The organism is Mesorhizobium sp. M4B.F.Ca.ET.143.01.1.1, assembly GCF_004792275.1.
Lineage (GTDB): Bacteria > Pseudomonadota > Alphaproteobacteria > Rhizobiales > Rhizobiaceae > Mesorhizobium > Mesorhizobium abyssinicae.
Genome location: NZ_SRSR01000006.1, coordinates 407,579 through 422,412, shown reverse-complemented (window position 1 = coordinate 422,412; position 14,834 = coordinate 407,579). Strand labels below are relative to the sequence as shown.

Annotated in this window: 13 protein-coding genes; 5 read left to right on the top strand and 8 right to left on the bottom strand. The window is 65.4% G+C overall.

The window, feature by feature from the left end:
* Position 1 precedes the first annotated feature (1 nt).
* Both EN786_RS18060 and lpdA read left to right on the top strand, forming a co-directional pair.
* Entirely contained in the window at positions 2-1,318 is a 1,317-nt protein-coding gene (locus EN786_RS18060) for a dihydrolipoamide acetyltransferase family protein (RefSeq protein WP_127310313.1), read from the top strand.
* Between the two features lie 236 nt (positions 1,319-1,554).
* Positions 1,555-2,952: a dihydrolipoyl dehydrogenase gene (lpdA, locus tag EN786_RS18050; protein WP_127310314.1), complete on the top strand. Its 1,398-nt coding sequence runs from the start codon at positions 1,555-1,557 to the stop codon at positions 2,950-2,952.
* 165 nt (positions 2,953-3,117) lie between these two features.
* Here the strand turns inward: lpdA and EN786_RS18045 are convergent, their stop codons facing one another.
* The gene (locus EN786_RS18045; RefSeq protein ID WP_135908702.1) at positions 3,118-4,224 is read right to left on the bottom strand and encodes a saccharopine dehydrogenase family protein; all 1,107 of its coding nucleotides are present in this window, start codon (positions 4,222-4,224) and stop codon (positions 3,118-3,120) included.
* On the opposite strand from EN786_RS18045, the gene EN786_RS39295 reads away from it, so the two are divergent.
* Both EN786_RS39295 and EN786_RS18040 read left to right on the top strand, forming a co-directional pair.
* On the top strand, positions 4,223-4,357 hold the full coding sequence (locus EN786_RS39295; protein ID WP_281405015.1) for a hypothetical protein: 135 nt from the start codon (positions 4,223-4,225) through the stop codon (positions 4,355-4,357). The genes EN786_RS18045 and EN786_RS39295 overlap by 2 nt on opposite strands.
* Positions 4,347-4,775, top strand: a complete 429-nt coding sequence (locus tag EN786_RS18040; protein ID WP_127311735.1) for an Lrp/AsnC family transcriptional regulator — start codon at positions 4,347-4,349, stop codon at positions 4,773-4,775. The genes EN786_RS39295 and EN786_RS18040 overlap by 11 nt, the downstream gene beginning before the upstream one ends.
* A 223-nt stretch (positions 4,776-4,998) precedes the next feature.
* Here EN786_RS18040 and EN786_RS18035 read toward each other — a convergent pair whose 3' ends face one another.
* The 5 genes from EN786_RS18035 to EN786_RS18015 all read right to left on the bottom strand — a co-directional run bounded on the left by EN786_RS18035 (position 4,999) and on the right by EN786_RS18015 (position 11,623).
* Positions 4,999-7,032: an aldo/keto reductase gene (locus EN786_RS18035; protein ID WP_127311734.1), complete on the bottom strand. Its 2,034-nt coding sequence runs from the start codon at positions 7,030-7,032 to the stop codon at positions 4,999-5,001.
* 212 nt (positions 7,033-7,244) lie between these two features.
* A complete protein-coding gene (gene ugpC, locus EN786_RS18030) occupies positions 7,245-8,330 on the bottom strand; it encodes a sn-glycerol-3-phosphate ABC transporter ATP-binding protein UgpC (protein WP_127311733.1) in 1,086 nt (361 codons plus the stop codon).
* Between the two features lie 10 nt (positions 8,331-8,340).
* The gene (locus tag EN786_RS18025; RefSeq protein WP_135908700.1) at positions 8,341-9,177 is read right to left on the bottom strand and encodes a carbohydrate ABC transporter permease; all 837 of its coding nucleotides are present in this window, start codon (positions 9,175-9,177) and stop codon (positions 8,341-8,343) included.
* Positions 9,174-10,034: a sugar ABC transporter permease gene (locus tag EN786_RS18020; RefSeq protein ID WP_126057345.1), complete on the bottom strand. Its 861-nt coding sequence runs from the start codon at positions 10,032-10,034 to the stop codon at positions 9,174-9,176. The genes EN786_RS18025 and EN786_RS18020 overlap by 4 nt, the downstream gene beginning before the upstream one ends.
* A 320-nt stretch (positions 10,035-10,354) precedes the next feature.
* Complete coding sequence (locus tag EN786_RS18015; RefSeq protein WP_127286635.1) at positions 10,355-11,623, bottom strand: ABC transporter substrate-binding protein; 1,269 nt, start codon at positions 11,621-11,623, stop codon at positions 10,355-10,357.
* Positions 11,624-11,729: 106 nt separating this feature from the next.
* Between EN786_RS18015 and EN786_RS18010 the strand changes: the two genes are divergently transcribed.
* Positions 11,730-12,596, top strand: a complete 867-nt coding sequence (locus EN786_RS18010; protein WP_127309155.1) for a helix-turn-helix domain-containing protein — start codon at positions 11,730-11,732, stop codon at positions 12,594-12,596.
* Positions 12,597-12,628: 32 nt separating this feature from the next.
* Here EN786_RS18010 and doeB read toward each other — a convergent pair whose 3' ends face one another.
* Both doeB and doeA read right to left on the bottom strand, forming a co-directional pair.
* Positions 12,629-13,630 (bottom strand): N(2)-acetyl-L-2,4-diaminobutanoate deacetylase DoeB, encoded by a 1,002-nt coding sequence (gene doeB, locus EN786_RS18005; protein WP_127309137.1) that lies wholly within the window; start codon positions 13,628-13,630, stop codon positions 12,629-12,631.
* A gap of 5 nt (positions 13,631-13,635) precedes the next feature.
* On the bottom strand, positions 13,636-14,814 hold the full coding sequence (gene doeA, locus EN786_RS18000) for an ectoine hydrolase DoeA (protein WP_127309138.1): 1,179 nt from the start codon (positions 14,812-14,814) through the stop codon (positions 13,636-13,638).
* Positions 14,815-14,834 lie beyond the last annotated feature (20 nt).

Here is a 14,834-nt window from a genome sequence, read left to right as displayed (position 1 = left end):
CATGGGCGAGCACGTCATCAAGCTGCCGGATGTCGGTGAAGGCGTCGCCGAGGCCGAGCTGGTCGAATGGCATGTGAAGGTCGGCGACCTCGTGCGCGAGGACATGGTGCTGGCCGCCGTCATGACCGACAAGGCAACCGTCGAAATTCCCTCGCCGGTCGATGGCGAGATCCTGTGGCTGGGCGCCGAGATCGGCGACACGGTGGCGATCGGCTCGCCGATCGTGCGGCTGAAGGTTGCCGGCGAGGGCAATGTGAAGCCGCAGAGCGATGCGGCGGAAGAGGCCATCAAGGCCGAACCGCCAGCCAAGCTCCCAACCCCGAAACCCGAGGCCGCTCCGGCGAGCCCGAAGGCGCAGTCAAAGGCCGCCGAGCCGAAAGCCAAGCCGGCGCCAGCGTCGGCGAATGGGGCGGCACGGGGTTTGGTTTCCGGCGCGCCGCGTCCGGAAGGCGAGAAGCCTTTGGCCTCGCCAGCCGTCCGGCTGCGCGCCAGGGAAGCCGGCATCGATCTCCGGCAGGTCGCCGGTTCCGGCCCGGCCGGCCGCATCGGCCATGAGGATATCGAGGCGTTCCTGGCGCGCGGGCCGCAGGTCGCGAAAACCTCCGGGCTTGCCCGCAAGGACAATGTAGAGGACATCAAGGTCATCGGGCTGCGGCGCAAGATCGCCGAGAAGATGGCGCTCGCCAAATCGCGCATCCCGCACATCACCTATGTCGAGGAGATCGACGTCACCGCGCTGGAGGAGCTGCGGGCGACGCTGAACAAGGAGAAGCGGCCAGACCGGCCGAAGCTGACGCTGCTGCCGTTCCTGATGCGGGCGATGGTCAAGGCGATCGCCGACCAGCCGAGCATCAACGCGATCTTCGACGACGAGGCCGGCATCATCCACCAGCATGGCGGCGTCCATATCGGCATCGCCGCGCAGACGCCGTCCGGGCTGGTGGTGCCGGTGGTCAAGCATGCCGAGGCGCGCGACCTGTGGGAGTGCGGCGCCGAGGTCAACCGGCTGGCCGAGGCGGCGAAGTCGGGCACGGCGAGCCGCGACGAGCTGTCAGGCTCGACCATCACCATCACCTCGCTCGGCGCCATGGGCGGCGTGGCGACGACGCCGGTCATCAACTATCCGGAGGTGGCGATCGTCGGCGTCAACAAAATGATGGTGCGGCCGGTGTGGGACGGCACCCAGTTCATCCCGCGCAAGATGATGAACCTGTCGTCCAGCTTCGACCATCGCGTCATCGACGGCTGGGATGCCGCCGTGTTCGTCCAGCGCATCAAGGCGCTGCTGGAAACGCCGGCGCTGATTTTCGTGGATTAGTGGGGCGGGACGATTGAGATGATGGCGGGACAGCGCCCCCCTCTGCCTTGCCAGGCATCTCCCCCACAAGGGGGGAGATTGGACGTCATGCCGGGCTTCGCCAATCTCCGCCGTTGCAGCAATGAACGAAACGACGAAGCTGCTGATCTCCCCCCTCGTGGGGGAGATGTCCGGCAGGACAGAGGGGGGCGCGAAGGATCGCGACGGAACGTTCCCTCGGATCGAAGGACCACATCATGAAAGAAATATCCTGCAAGCTGCTCGTCATCGGCGCCGGGCCCGGCGGCTATGTGTGCGCGATCCGCGCCGGCCAGCTCGGCGTCGACACGGTGATCGTCGAGGCGGGCAAGCCGGGCGGCACCTGCCTCAATGTCGGCTGCATACCGTCCAAGGCGCTGATCCACGCCGCGGAGGAGTTCGAGAAGGTGGCGCATATGGCCGGCGGCAAGAGCCCGCTCGGCATTTCGGTCGCCGCGCCGACGCTCGATCTGGCCAGGGCAATCGCCTGGAAGGACGGCATCGTTAGCCGGCTGAACAGCGGCGTCGCCGGGCTGCTGAAGAAGGCCAGGGTGAAGACCGTGCAGGGCTGGGCGACGTTCCGCGACGGCAAGACCGTCGAGGTCGAGACCGAGACCGGCACCCAGGTGATCCGCGCCGAGACGGTGGTGATCGCGACCGGGTCGGCGCCGGTCGAACTGCCGTTCCTGCCATTCGGCGGCCCGGTGATCTCGTCGACGGACGCGCTGGCGTTGAGCGAGGTGCCGAAGAAGCTCGCCGTGGTCGGCGGCGGCTATATCGGGCTGGAGCTTGGCATGGCCTTCGCAAAAATGGGCGCCAAGGTCACCGTGGTCGAGGCGCTGCCGCGCGTGCTGGCGCAATATGACGCCGAACTGACCCGACCGGTGGTGAAGCGGCTCGGCGAGCTCGGCATCGAGGTGATGACAGGCGCCAAGGCCAAGGGGGTGTCGACCAAAGACGATGCGCTGCTGGTCGAGACGGCAGACGGCAAGAACGCCAAGGTCGCCGCCGACAAGATCCTCGTCACGGTCGGGCGCAAGCCGCTCACCGAAGGCTGGGGGCTGGACCAAATCGACCTCGACATGGCCGGCAAATTCATCCGCATCGACGAGCAGTGCCGCACCTCGATGCGCGGCATCTTCGCCATCGGCGACGTCACCGGCGAGCCGATGCTGGCACACCGGGCGATGGCGCAGGGCGAGATGGTGGCCGAGATCGTCGCCGGCCACAAAAGAAGCTGGGACAAGCGCTCGATCCCGGCGATCTGTTTCACCGATCCGGAGCTGGTCACCGCCGGTCTGTCGCCGGACGAGGCGAAGGCGCTGGCCGGCGAGATCAAGATCGGCCAGTTCCCGTTCGCCGCCAACGGCCGCGCCATGACCAGGCTCGGCGAGGATGGCTTCGTGCGCGTCGTCGCCCGCGCCGACAACCACCTGGTGCTGGGCATCCAGGCGGTCGGGCAAGGGGTGTCGGAGTTGTCGGCCGCGTTCGGCCTGGCGCTGGAAATGGGGGCGCGGCTGGAGGACATCGCGGGAACGATCCACGCCCATCCGACGCAGGGCGAAGGTTTCCAGGAAGCGGCGCTCAAGGCGCTGGGTCAGGCGCTGCATATTTGAAAAGGTTTCTCCCCCCTTGAGGGGGAGATGACCGGCAGGCCAGAGGGGGCCGGTGCGACCGGACGCGACCTCCCTTGCGACAGATGGAGGTTAGCGCTCCACGCGAAGCGACCCCCTCTGTAGCCTTCGGCGACATCTCCCCCTCAACGGGGAAGATTGCACAGCTCACCCCGCGAGCCGGCTTTCCATCTCGTGCTGAGCGTAGGCGCGGCCGAAGCGGTTGGCGAGGAAGGCGTCGAGCGCGATGTCTTCCTGGCGCACGAAGCCCCTGGCCGGCAGCGAGCCGTCGGCCAGCATGTCGAGCACGGCGCAGATGCCGGAGGCGGTGGTGATCTGGATGGCGCTGCGCACAAGGGTGCCGACGCGCTTCGAGTAGATCTTGTTGGCGTAGGTCTCCTGCAGCAGGCGGCCGTTCTTGCGGCCCGAGACGGTGACGAAGACGATGACGACGTCCTGCAGCGTCGACGGCAGCGCGCTCTCGAAAATGTCCTTCAGCACGTCGCGGCGATGGCGAAGCCCGAGATCATTGAGCAGCGCCTTCATGATCGCGGCGTGGCCCGGATAGCGGATGGTGCGGTAGTTCAGCGTGCGCACCTTGCCCTTCAGCGTCTCGGCCAGCGTGCCCAGCCCGCCCGAGGTGTTGAAGGCCTCGTAGGTGACGCCGTCGAGCGAGAACTCCTCGCGCTCTTCCAGTGGCGGCACCTCGATCAGCTCGCCCTCGACGATCGCCTCGCAGGGCTCGCAGTATTCGTTGATGACGCCGTCGGTACTCCAGGTCAGATTGTAGTTCAGCGCGTTGGACGGATATTGCGGCAGCGCGCCGACGCGCATGCGCACGCTCTCGAGCGTGTCGAAGCGGCTGGCGAGATCGTTGGCGACGATGGAGATGAAGCCCGGCGCCAGCCCGCATTGCGGAATGAAGGCGCTCCCGGCGTCGCGCGCCAGCTCCTTAACCCGGCGGGTCGAGACGACATCCTCGGTGAGGTCGAGATAGTGCACGCCGGTAGCGGCGGCTGCCTCGGCGATGCGCGTGGTGAGATGGAAGGGCGCGGCGCTCAGCACCGCGAACTTGCCGGCAAGCGCCGCCTCGAGCACGCCCGGCGCGGCGATGTCGATCTCAAGCGTCTCGACACCGGCGGGCAAATCGGCCGCGGCAAGCTGCGCCGCCGAGCGGTCGACGAGCGTCACGCCATAGTCGCCGGTGGAGGCGAGCATTTCGGCGATGGTCGAGCCGATCTTGCCGGCGCCGACGACAACGATGTTCTTTTTCATGATCTATACCCCTGCCATTTCGAAACTGGCGGGAATCATCGCAGCTTGCCTGTCGAAAGGAAGCGTGGAATTGTACGAAGCGAAATGCCATTTTGAACAATATGCCGACAAGGATCGTCGAAATGATCAGTGATGCCGAACAGGCCCTGCTTTCGCTGCTGCGCGCCAACGCGCGCGCCTCGACCGCCGAGCTCGCCCGCCAGCTCGGCGTGTCGCGCACCACGGTGCAGAGCCGGATCGAGCGGCTGGAGCAGCGCGGCATCATTGCGGGCTACGGCGTGCGGTTGTCGCCCGACTATGAGCAAGGGCTGGTCCGGGCGCATGTGCTGCTCACCGTCACGCCCAAGCTCGCCGACAAGGTGGTGCGCGCCTTGGAGGCGCTGCCGCCGGTCAGGACGCTGCATTCGGTCAGCGGCAATTTCGACATGATCGTCATCGTCGACGCGCCGTCGATCCGCGATCTCGACGCGCTGCTCGACCAGATCGGCGCTATGGACGGGGTCGAGCGGACGTCGTCGTCGATTATTTTGTCGACGCGGATCGATCGGTGAGGGTGGGCAAGGCCATTTGGAAATGCTGGCGGGACAGCGCCCCCCTCTGTCCTACCTGACATCTCCCCCACGAGGGGGGAGATTGGCAGTTCCACCGGCACCGCCTTTTCTGCAACGCTGGCGATTGGCGAAAGCCAGGGTGACATCTGATCTCCCTCCCTGTGGGGGAGATGCCCGGTAGGGCAGAGGGGGGCGCGAAGGAACGAGGCGTTCGTAACTCGCTCTACGCCCTGCGCCGCTCAGGTCCGTTGTCCAGCCAGGCGACATCTTCCGCCGACAGCTTGATATCCAGCGCCCTGAGACTGTCCTCCAGCTCGTCAAGCGTGCGCGGGCCGATCAGCGGCACCGACGGGAAGGGCTGCGCCAGCACATAGGCGAGCGCGACATGGATCGGGCTCTTGCCGAGGCGGTTGGCGAGCTCGATGGCGCGGTCGCGGCGGCCGAAATTCTTTTCGGAGTACCAGACCCTGACCAGCTCCTCGCTGTCATGCTTGTCGCGGCCAGCGCGGTCGGTGAAGAAGCCGCGGCCCTGGCTCGACCAGGCGAAGTTCGGCATCTGCCTTGTCGTCAGCCAGGCCTTCCAGTCGTCGGTGGACGAGGTGATGCAGCCGGCCCAGATCGGTTCCAGCATTTCGGCCAGCGAAAAGTTGTTGGAAAGCGCGCCGGGCCTCTGCTTGCCGTTCTTCTCGGCATAGGCAATCGCCTCGTCCATCCGCGCCATCGTCCAGTTCGAGCCGCCGAACGGACCGCGGATGCGGCCGGCCTTGACCTCCTGGTCCATGGCGTCGACGAACTCGCCGACCGGCACGTCCGGATTGTCGCGGTGCATGAAATAGATATCGACATGGTCGGTCTGCAGCCGGTCGAGCGACTGGGCGAGCTGCTTGCCGATCACGTCGGGGTAGCAGAGCGGCGAATGCGCGCCCTTGCCGATGACGACCGACTGTTCGCGCACGCCGCGGCTCCGCAGCCATTGCCCGAGCAGCGTCTCGGTGTAGCCGGCGCCATAGACGTAGCCGGTGTCGAACAGATTGCCGCCGGCCTCGAAGAAGGCGTCGAGCAGGATCGAGCCCGAGGAGAACGTCCGGAAGTCCTCGAAGCCGAGCGCCACCACGGACGCCGGCTTCGGCAGGCCGGGAATGGCGCGCTTGGCTATCGCCTTGCCATCCGTGCGCAGCGGCCGGCCGGAGAGGGTGTTGACGCGCTTAGCCGGCTTTTCGATCTCGTACTCCAGCCCGACCGCGGCGCGCCATTTGTCGAGCGCGCGCAGCGTGCCGAGGCTGTCGGCCCAGGACATGCCCGGCCAGGCGAATTCCTGCCGACCGGCCAGGATCGCCTCGCCGGCGCCGTCGACCTCGAAGGAATAGACATGGCGGGTCTCGTTCACGCTGATGGTCTCGCGGCTCCCCTCGGGCCGGATCAGGTCGATCCTGCCCGGCCCGACGTCGCGGTTGCCACCGGCGAACCAGAAGTCAGGCACCTCGATCTGGCCCTTGGTGCCAAGGATGCGCAGCACATTGTCCTGGTTGAGCGAGATGCTGCAGGAAACCTCTGCGACGATGCCGTCGGCAAACTGCAGCAGCGCCGAGGCCCATTCGTCGACGCCGGACTGGCCGAGATGGGCAGCGCCCACAACCTTGCCGGGCTCAGCGAAGGGTTGCCCGACCGCAGCGCCTGCAAGCAGCCGCGCCATCGATACAGGATAGCCGCCGACATCGAGGATGCCGCCGCCGGCGAGGTCGTTAGCATAGAGCCGGTGCTCCGGCATGAAGCCCGGCATGGCGAAGCCGAAGCTCGATTTGATCATGCGGACTTCGCCGATGACGCCCGACTTGATCAATTCGACCAGCTTCAACGTCTGCGGGTGCAGCCGGTACATGAAGGCTTCGCCGAGGAAAGTGCCGGCCTTGCGCGCGGCATGGATCATGGCGTCGGCCTCGAAAGCGGTGAGCGCCAGCGGCTTTTCGCACAGCACGTGCTTGCCGGCTTCAGCGGCCTTGATCGCCCATTCGGCATGGCCGGGATGCGGGATCGAGACATAGACGGCGTCGACGCCATCGTCGGCGAGCAGCGCCTCATAGCCGTCGAGGATGCGCGCGCCGGGGAAGGTCTCGGCAAGCCCCGCCTTGCCGGGGTTGCGGGCGCCGAGCGCTACCAGTTCGCCGGTGCGCGACTGCGCCACGCCGCCGGCAAAGGATTTGGCGATGCTGCCGGGCCCGAGAATGCCCCAACGAATCTTTTGCGGTCTGGATGTCATGTCAAATCTCCTGGGGTCGCCGCCACGCATCCGCGAGCGGGCAAGAATGGACCATTTTGTTCGAGCATGATCTTTTCCGAAAACCGGTTCCCGCTTTTCGGGATCATGCTCTAGAGCGGTTCAACGTTTCTTGGAATCGTCGAACCGCTCTAAGTATTTGTTTTTACGCAATTCCGGACGGAAAACCGTTACACACTTTTCCTGGAATTGCTCTAGCGTATCCGCGCGCCCTTGGTGTCGAAGAGCAGCGCCTTGTCGGCCTTGATCGCCACCGTCAGATGGTCGCCGCTCGCCCGCTGCCTGGATGCCTCGCGCTCGATAATCAGTTCGTCGTCTCCGGCACCGGCGTAGACGTAGCTCACCGATCCGAGATGCTCGGCGACATCGGCCTTGACGGCGATGTCGCATTCGCCTTTGCCGGCATCGAAGAAGTGTTCCGGCCTGACCCCGAGCACGACCTCGGCGCCGACAGCCGGAGGCGCGCTCTGGAGCGGCTTGCTCAGCCGCGCGCCGGCGTGATTGACGAGCTCGACCGTCGCCGCGCCCTGCCCGGTCTCGACCACCTTCGCCGGCATGAAATTCATCTTCGGCGAGCCGATGAAGCCGGCAACGAAGCGGTTGGCCGGGTCGTCATAGAGATCGAGCGGCGCGCCGATCTGCTCGACATTGCCGGCCTTGAGCACGACGATCCGGTCGGCCAGCGTCATCGCTTCGGTCTGGTCGTGCGTCACATAGATCATGGTGACGCCGAGCTCCTTGTGCAGCCTGGATATCTCGACCCGCATCTGGACGCGCAGCTCCGCATCGAGATTGCTGAGCGGCTCGTCGAACAGGAACACTTGCGGCTCGCGCACAATGGCGCGGCCGATGGCGACGCGCTGGCGCTGGCCGCCCGACAATTGCTTCGGCCGCCGGTGCATCAGCTCGTCGATGCGGAGAATCTCGGCGGCGCGCCTCACCCGCCGCTCGGTGTCGGCCTTGGGGTTGCCGTTCATGCGCAGGCCGAAGCTCAGGTTCTGCTCCACCGTCATGTGCGGGTAGAGCGCGTAGGACTGGAACACCATGGCGATGCCGCGCTCGGCCGCCTCGACATCGTTCACCACCTTGCCGCCGATGGCGATCTCGCCGGCGCTGATGTCCTCCAGCCCGGCGATCATGCGCAGCAGCGTGGACTTGCCGCAGCCGGACGGGCCGACGAAGACGACGAACTCGCCATCGGCGATGTCGATGTTGGCGCCATGGACGACGCCGAAGCCGCCGAAGCGCTTGACGACATTGGTAAGTGTGACCGCTGCCATATCGCCTTTCCTACTTGACCGCGCCGGCGGCGATGCCGGCAATGAAATGACGCTGCAGGAGCACGAAGACGACGAGCATCGGCACGGTCAGCATGACGGCGCCGGCCATGATGCCGCCCCAGGAGACCTTGGTCAGGCCGATCAGCGTGCCGAGCGCCACCGGCGCGGTCATCGAACCGGGCTGGCTGTTGATCAGCAGCGGCCAGAGATAATTGTTCCACGAGGCGAGGAAGAGGATGATGGCGAGCGCGGCCAGCATCGGCCGTGCCAAAGGCAGCGCGACGAACAGGAAGATGCGCCACTCCTTGACGCCCTCGACGCGGGCGGCGTCGAACAGATCGGCCGGCATCATCGAGAAGGCCTGCCGCATGAACAGCACGCCGAGCGAATTGAACAGCGGCGGCACGATCAGCGCGATCCAGGTGTTGGCGAGCTGGAAGTCGCGCGCCACCATGATGAACTGCGGGATCAGCACCACCGAATAGGGCAGCGTGATGGTGCCGAGGATGATCGCCACCACCGCGCCCTTGCCGACGAACTGATAGCGCGCCAGCGCCCAGCCGGCCATCGAGGTGAGCAGAACCGACAGGAAGGTGTAGGTCCCCGCCACCGAAACCGAGATGCCGATGGCGCCGACGAAATTGGTGTCGCGCTGCAGATTGTTGAAATTGTCGACGAAATTGTCGTGCGGCAGAAGCTCGATGCCGGGGCTGAAGATGCCGTTGTCGGGCATGGTCGAGAACACCACCATCATCCACAGCGGAAACAGCCAGATCACCGCCAGGGGCGTCAGGAACAGATGCAGCGCGATTGCGCGGCCGAGCCGGCTTTGCGAGCGCGAGGTCATTTCGGGTCTCTCGTCAGCCAGAGCTGCACCAGGGTGATGGCGATCGCCAGCCCCGCCATGGTGTAGGCGACGGCCGAGGCATAGCCGAAATTGAGCGAGCGGAAGCCCTGGCGGTAGAGCAGCAGGCCGAGCGTCTCGGTGCCGCCGCCGGGGCCGCCGCGTTCGGTGATCAGGAACGGCTCGGTGAACAGCTGCATGGTGCCGATGATCGACAGCACGGCGCAGAAGACGATGATCGGCTTCAACAGCGGCAGGGTGATGTAGAAGAACTGCTTGACCTTGCTGACGCGGTCGAGCGTGGCCGCCTCATAGACGTCGTCCGGGATGGACTGCAGGCCGGCAAGCAGGATGATGGCGTTGTAGCCGGCCCAGCGCCAGGTCACCGCGATCATGATCAGCGCCATTGCCGGCGTGACGTTGGAGAACCAGTCGACGCTGGGCAGGCCGACGCTGTTCAAGAGCTTGTTGATAATGCCGAAGTTCAGATTGAACATCAGCCGGAACACCGCCGAATAGGCAACCTCGCCGACCACCACCGGGGCGAAGAAAGCAAAGCGGTAGAGGCCGCGGACTTTCAGCAGCGGCGAGTTCAACAGCACCGCCATGACGATGGCCAGCGAGATCATCACCGGCACCTGGATGACGAGGATGAGCAGCGTGTTCTTCAGCGCGTTGTAGAAGGCCGGGTCGCCGATCAGCCGGCCCCAGTTGAAGGTCGGCGCGAAGCGCCACGGCACGGTGCGCGTCGCCTGGAAGGAGATCAGGAACGAGCTGATGATCGGCCAGACCCAGAAGATGGAAAAGATCAGCAGATAGGGCGTGAGGAAACGATAGGCCGTGGCGTTCTGATGGCGCATCGTTTCCTCCTTCGATCGGTTGCCGCCTGTTGTGGCGGGCAGTGTTGATATGGATGCAGCCGGTGGGGGCAGCATGATTTGGCCAGGTCAGCGCCGCCCCTCATCCCCTTGCCGGGACCTTCTCCCCGTATAGTGACGGGGAGAAGGGGCTAGCCGCGGCCTTGGCATCCTGCTTTGCAACGCTGGCGATTGGCGAAATCGCTGGCGGCAGCGTCCCTCTCCTCGTCACTATACGGGGAGAGGATGCCGGCAGGCAGGTGAGGGGCAGCGCCAACAGTCCGGCAAGGTGCCCTATATCTGGCCCACCAGCATCTCTGCCTTCACTTCACCGGCAACCCAGTCGCCGAGGCGATCTGGCTGGCGGCGTCGTCGAGCGCCGCCTTGGCGTCCGGATAGCCGCCGCCCAGATATTTGGTCTGCACGGCGCGCATGATGAGCTCGGCATCGCTCTGGAACTGCGTGCCGCGGCTCGGCACGACCTTGGGCAGGGTGGCCAGGATATCCTTCCACACCGCCTGGCCGCCCCAGTAAGGCAGGCCCTGCGAGACATAGGGGTCGTCGAGCGCCGAGATCAGCGACGGCACCAGGCCGAAATCCTTCAGCATGGTGATCTGGCCTTCATTGGTCTCCAGCGTGTATTTCAGGTAGGCGTAGGCCGCTTCCTTGTTCTTCGAGGCCGAGGTGATGGCCAGCGACGAGCCGCCGAGATTAGCGGCGCGCGGGCCGTCGGCGGTCAGGCTCGGCATCGGATAGACGCCCCACTTGCCGTTTTCGCCGGCCGATTCGGTGCGGATGGTGCCCTCATACCAGCCGCCATAGACCTGGGTGGCGACGGCGCCGGCGGTGTTGTTGGTGATCTTGGTGCCCCAGTCGGCCGAGGCCATGATGCCGGCGTCCTTCATCTCCTTGATCTTGGTCAGCGTGTCGACGCATTTGGGCTGGTTGACCGTGATCGACTGGCCGTCCTCGGCGAAATAGCCGCAGCCCTGCTCGTTGGCGATCATGCGGAAGAATTCGGTGTCGCCGTTGAAATCGGCGTTGGTCATGGTGACGCCGGGATTGGCGGCCTGGATCTTCTTGCCGGCGGCGATGAAATCGTCCCAGGTCTTGATCGAGGCGGGGTCGACACCGGCCTTCTCGTAGAAGTCGCGGCGGTAGAAGGAGGCGACCGGGCCGGAATCCCAAGGCATCGCATAGGCCTTCTCGCCGACCTCGAGCTCGGTGCGCTTGAAATCGGGGAATTTCTTCTGGTCCTCGGCGGTGTAGCCCAGCGTATGCAGGTCGACGAAGCAGTCGGGGAACTGGCTCCAGTAGTTCTCGGCCTCGCCATTCTCGATCGAAACGATGTCCGGCAGACCGACGCCGCCGGCGGCGCAGCCGGCAATCGACTTGTCATAGGTTGGCTGGTTGCCGAGATCCTCGACGGTCACCTTGATGTCGGGGTATTTCTTGTTGAAGCCGGCGACGGTGGCCTTCAGCGACGAAGCCGCGATGTTCCAGCTCCAGATCGTGATTTCGCCGGATTGCGCCATGGCCGGGCCGGAGCCCAGGGCAAGCGCGAGCGCGGCGCAGGTCAGTGTGGTGCGCATTGAACTCCTCCCATTTCATTTGCTCTCTCACAGTGAGCGTGGCTAGATTATGCAGCGCGGAAGGCTTGTCCCGGACAAAGGGAAAAGAAAATTGGCGGAAAGTAAGATGCCGGAACGGCCGTTCTACCAGCCTGGCGCCAGCAGCGTGGAAGGCATGCCGCTGATGCTGCAGATGTTCCACACACAGCCGCTGGTTATGCTCAAGCCGCATTGGCACGCGCAGGTGGAAGTCAATTTCATCGTGCGCGGCAGCGTGCACTATTTGATGAATGATCACGAGATCTCGCTGTCGGCCGGCGAGATGTGCCTGTTCTGGGGCGGCCTGCCGCACCAGATGGACGATCTCAGTGACGATGCCGTCTATGCCGGGGCGCATCTGCCGCTGGTGCATTTCTTCCGGCTGCATCTGCCCACCGATGTCCGGCACCGGCTGATGACGGGCGCCACGCTGGTGACGTCGGCCACCGACCAGGCCGACAACCACAATTTCGAGCGCTGGAACAGCTACGCCCGCTCGGGCGACGCGGCCAAAGCCGAGCACGCGGTGAACGAGCTGCTGCTTCGGCTGGAGCGGGTGAGGTTCGAACCCTACCGGCTTGTTTCGAGGGCTCCCGCCGCACATTCGGCGGGCAGCCCCTTCGACCAGCAGTCCTCGCGCAATGTCGGACGCATGTGCGACTTCATCGCCGAGAATTTCCTCTATGAGATCGACTGCGTCGACATAGCGGCTGTCGTCGACATCCACCCGAAATACGCCATGAGCATCTTCAAGAAGTCGACCGGGATGACGCTCAACGAGTATGTCAACCTGCTGCGGCTGAGCTATGCGCAGGCGCTCTTGATGCATGAAGACGCCAATGTGCTGCGCGTCGCCATGGATTCGGGCTTCGGCTCGCTCAGCGCCTTCAACAAGTCGTTCCGCAAGCTTGCCGGCATGTCGCCCTCCGACTTCCGCCGGGCCGGCGTCAAATAGCCGAGGATCACTTCATGGGTGCGCGCGTCGCGTCACCCCACCTCGACCGCCACCACCGAAACGCAGTCGCCGGCCTTGACCAGGCCTGGAAAATGCCGCGCCGCGAGCAGGCCCGACATTTTCGCCCCGATCTCCTGCGGCGCGACGCCGGTGCGGCCGATGCCATGAATGCGAGCGACGACCTGTCCCTCCTCGACGGGCTCGCCGAGATCGACCATCGTCTCGATCATGCCGTCGTCCTCGGCGAAGGCGAAGCAGTCGCCGGAAGGCATGTCGAGCCAGCGGGTCTTTGCCAACTCGACCGCACCGGCGACGATGCCGGCATGCTTGAGCACGTTGCGCACGCCGCGGCGCGCGATGCGCACCGTCTCGGCGCGGGAGGTGCCGCCGCCGCCGAGCTCGGTGGTGATGAACAGCTTGCCCATCTCCTCGGCAGCGGTGTCGAACATGCCGACGGCGTCGATCTCCAGCATCTTCATCGACCACGGCGCCGAGAACGCCTCGACCGCGTCGAAGCCCTTCGCTTCCAGGTCCTTGTCCGGCCTTATGTGGGCGGCGCAGAACGGCACGAAGTCGAGCGTCCTGCCGCCGGAGTGGAAGTCGAGCGCGATGTCGGTGCGCGGCAGGAGCTCACGCTGGAAATAGTCGGCTATCTTTTCCGTCACCGTGCCGTCGGGGCGGCCGGGGAAGCTGCGGTTGAGATTGCCCTTGTCGATCGGCGAGGTGCGGGTGCCGGCGCGGAAGGCCGGGTAGTTCATCGCCGGCACGATGATGACGGTGCCAGAGACGTCCCTGGGATCGAGCGTGCGGGCAAGGTCGTAGAGCGCCAGCGGCCCCTCATACTCGTCGCCGTGGTTGCCGCCGGTGAGCAGCGCCGTCGGCCCGTTGCCGTTGCGGATGACGCAGACCGGGATCATCACCGAGCCCCAGGCCGAATCGTCGCGGCTGTAGGGCAGGCGCAGGAAACCGTGCTGGACGCCGTCCTTGTCGAAATCGACGGTCGGGGCGATCGGTGAGGGACGCAAGGCCGGCATCGCGATCAATCCTTCGCGACCAGCTTGCGCGGCACATTGGCCAGGCACTCGACGCCGGTCTCGGTGATGAGAATGGATTCGGTGATCTCCAGCCCCATCGTCTCCAGCCAGAGGCCCGTCATGAAATGGAAGGTCATGCCGGGCTTGAGCTCGGTGCGGTCGCCGGGGCGCAGGCTCATGGTGCGCTCGCCCCAGTCCGGCGGATAGGAGATGCCGATCGGATATCCGGTGCGGTTGTCCTTGACGATGCCGTATTTCTTCAAGACGGCGAAGAAGGCGTTGGCGATGTCCTCGCATGTGTTGCCGGGCCTGGCGGCGGCAAGACCTGCCTCCATGCCTTCCAGCGTCGCCTTCTCGGCATCGAGGAAGGCCTGCGTCGGCTTGCCGAGGAAGACGGTGCGCGACAGCGGGCAATGGTAGCGGTTGTAGCAGCCGGCGATCTCGAAGAAGGTGCCCTCGCCGGCCTGCATCGGCCGGTCGTCCCAGGTCAGATGCGGCGCCGAGGCATCGGCGCCCGACGGCAGCAGCGGCACGATCGCCGGATAGTCGCCGCCGATCCCATCGACGCCGCGCGTGCCGGCATCGTAGATCTCGGCGACCAGATCGCATTTGCGCATGCCGACCTCTATTTTGTCGACGATGCGCTGGTGCATGGCCTCGACGATGCGGGCGGCCTTGCGCATGTAGTCGATCTCGGTCGGGCTCTTCACCGCCCGCTGCCAGTTGACCAGCGCGGTGGCGTCGACGAACCGGGCGTTGGGCAGGTGCTTCTGCAGGGCGGCGAAGGCGGCGGCCGAGAACCAGTAATTGTCCATCTCGACGCCGATGGTGAGCTTCTCCCAGCCGCGATCGGAAAGCACGCTGGACAAGAAGTCCATCGGGTGGCGCTCGGTCGACTGCACGTAGCGGTCGGCGTAGCCGATGATGTTGTCATGGGCGAGATAGGCGGTGCGTTTGGCGCCGTTGGCGTCCTGGCCGCGGCCATACCAGACCGGCTCGCCGGAGGGCGGCACGATGACCGCCTGATGGACATAGAACGACCAGCCGTCATAGCCCGTCAGCCAGGCCATGTTGGAGGGATCGCTGACGATCAGCAGATCGACCCCCTTGGCCGCCATGGCCTTCCGCGTCTTGGCGAGGCGCTCCGCATATTCGCCGCGCGTGAATTTCAAATTCGGCTGCATTGTTCTTGGTCCTCGTTTGT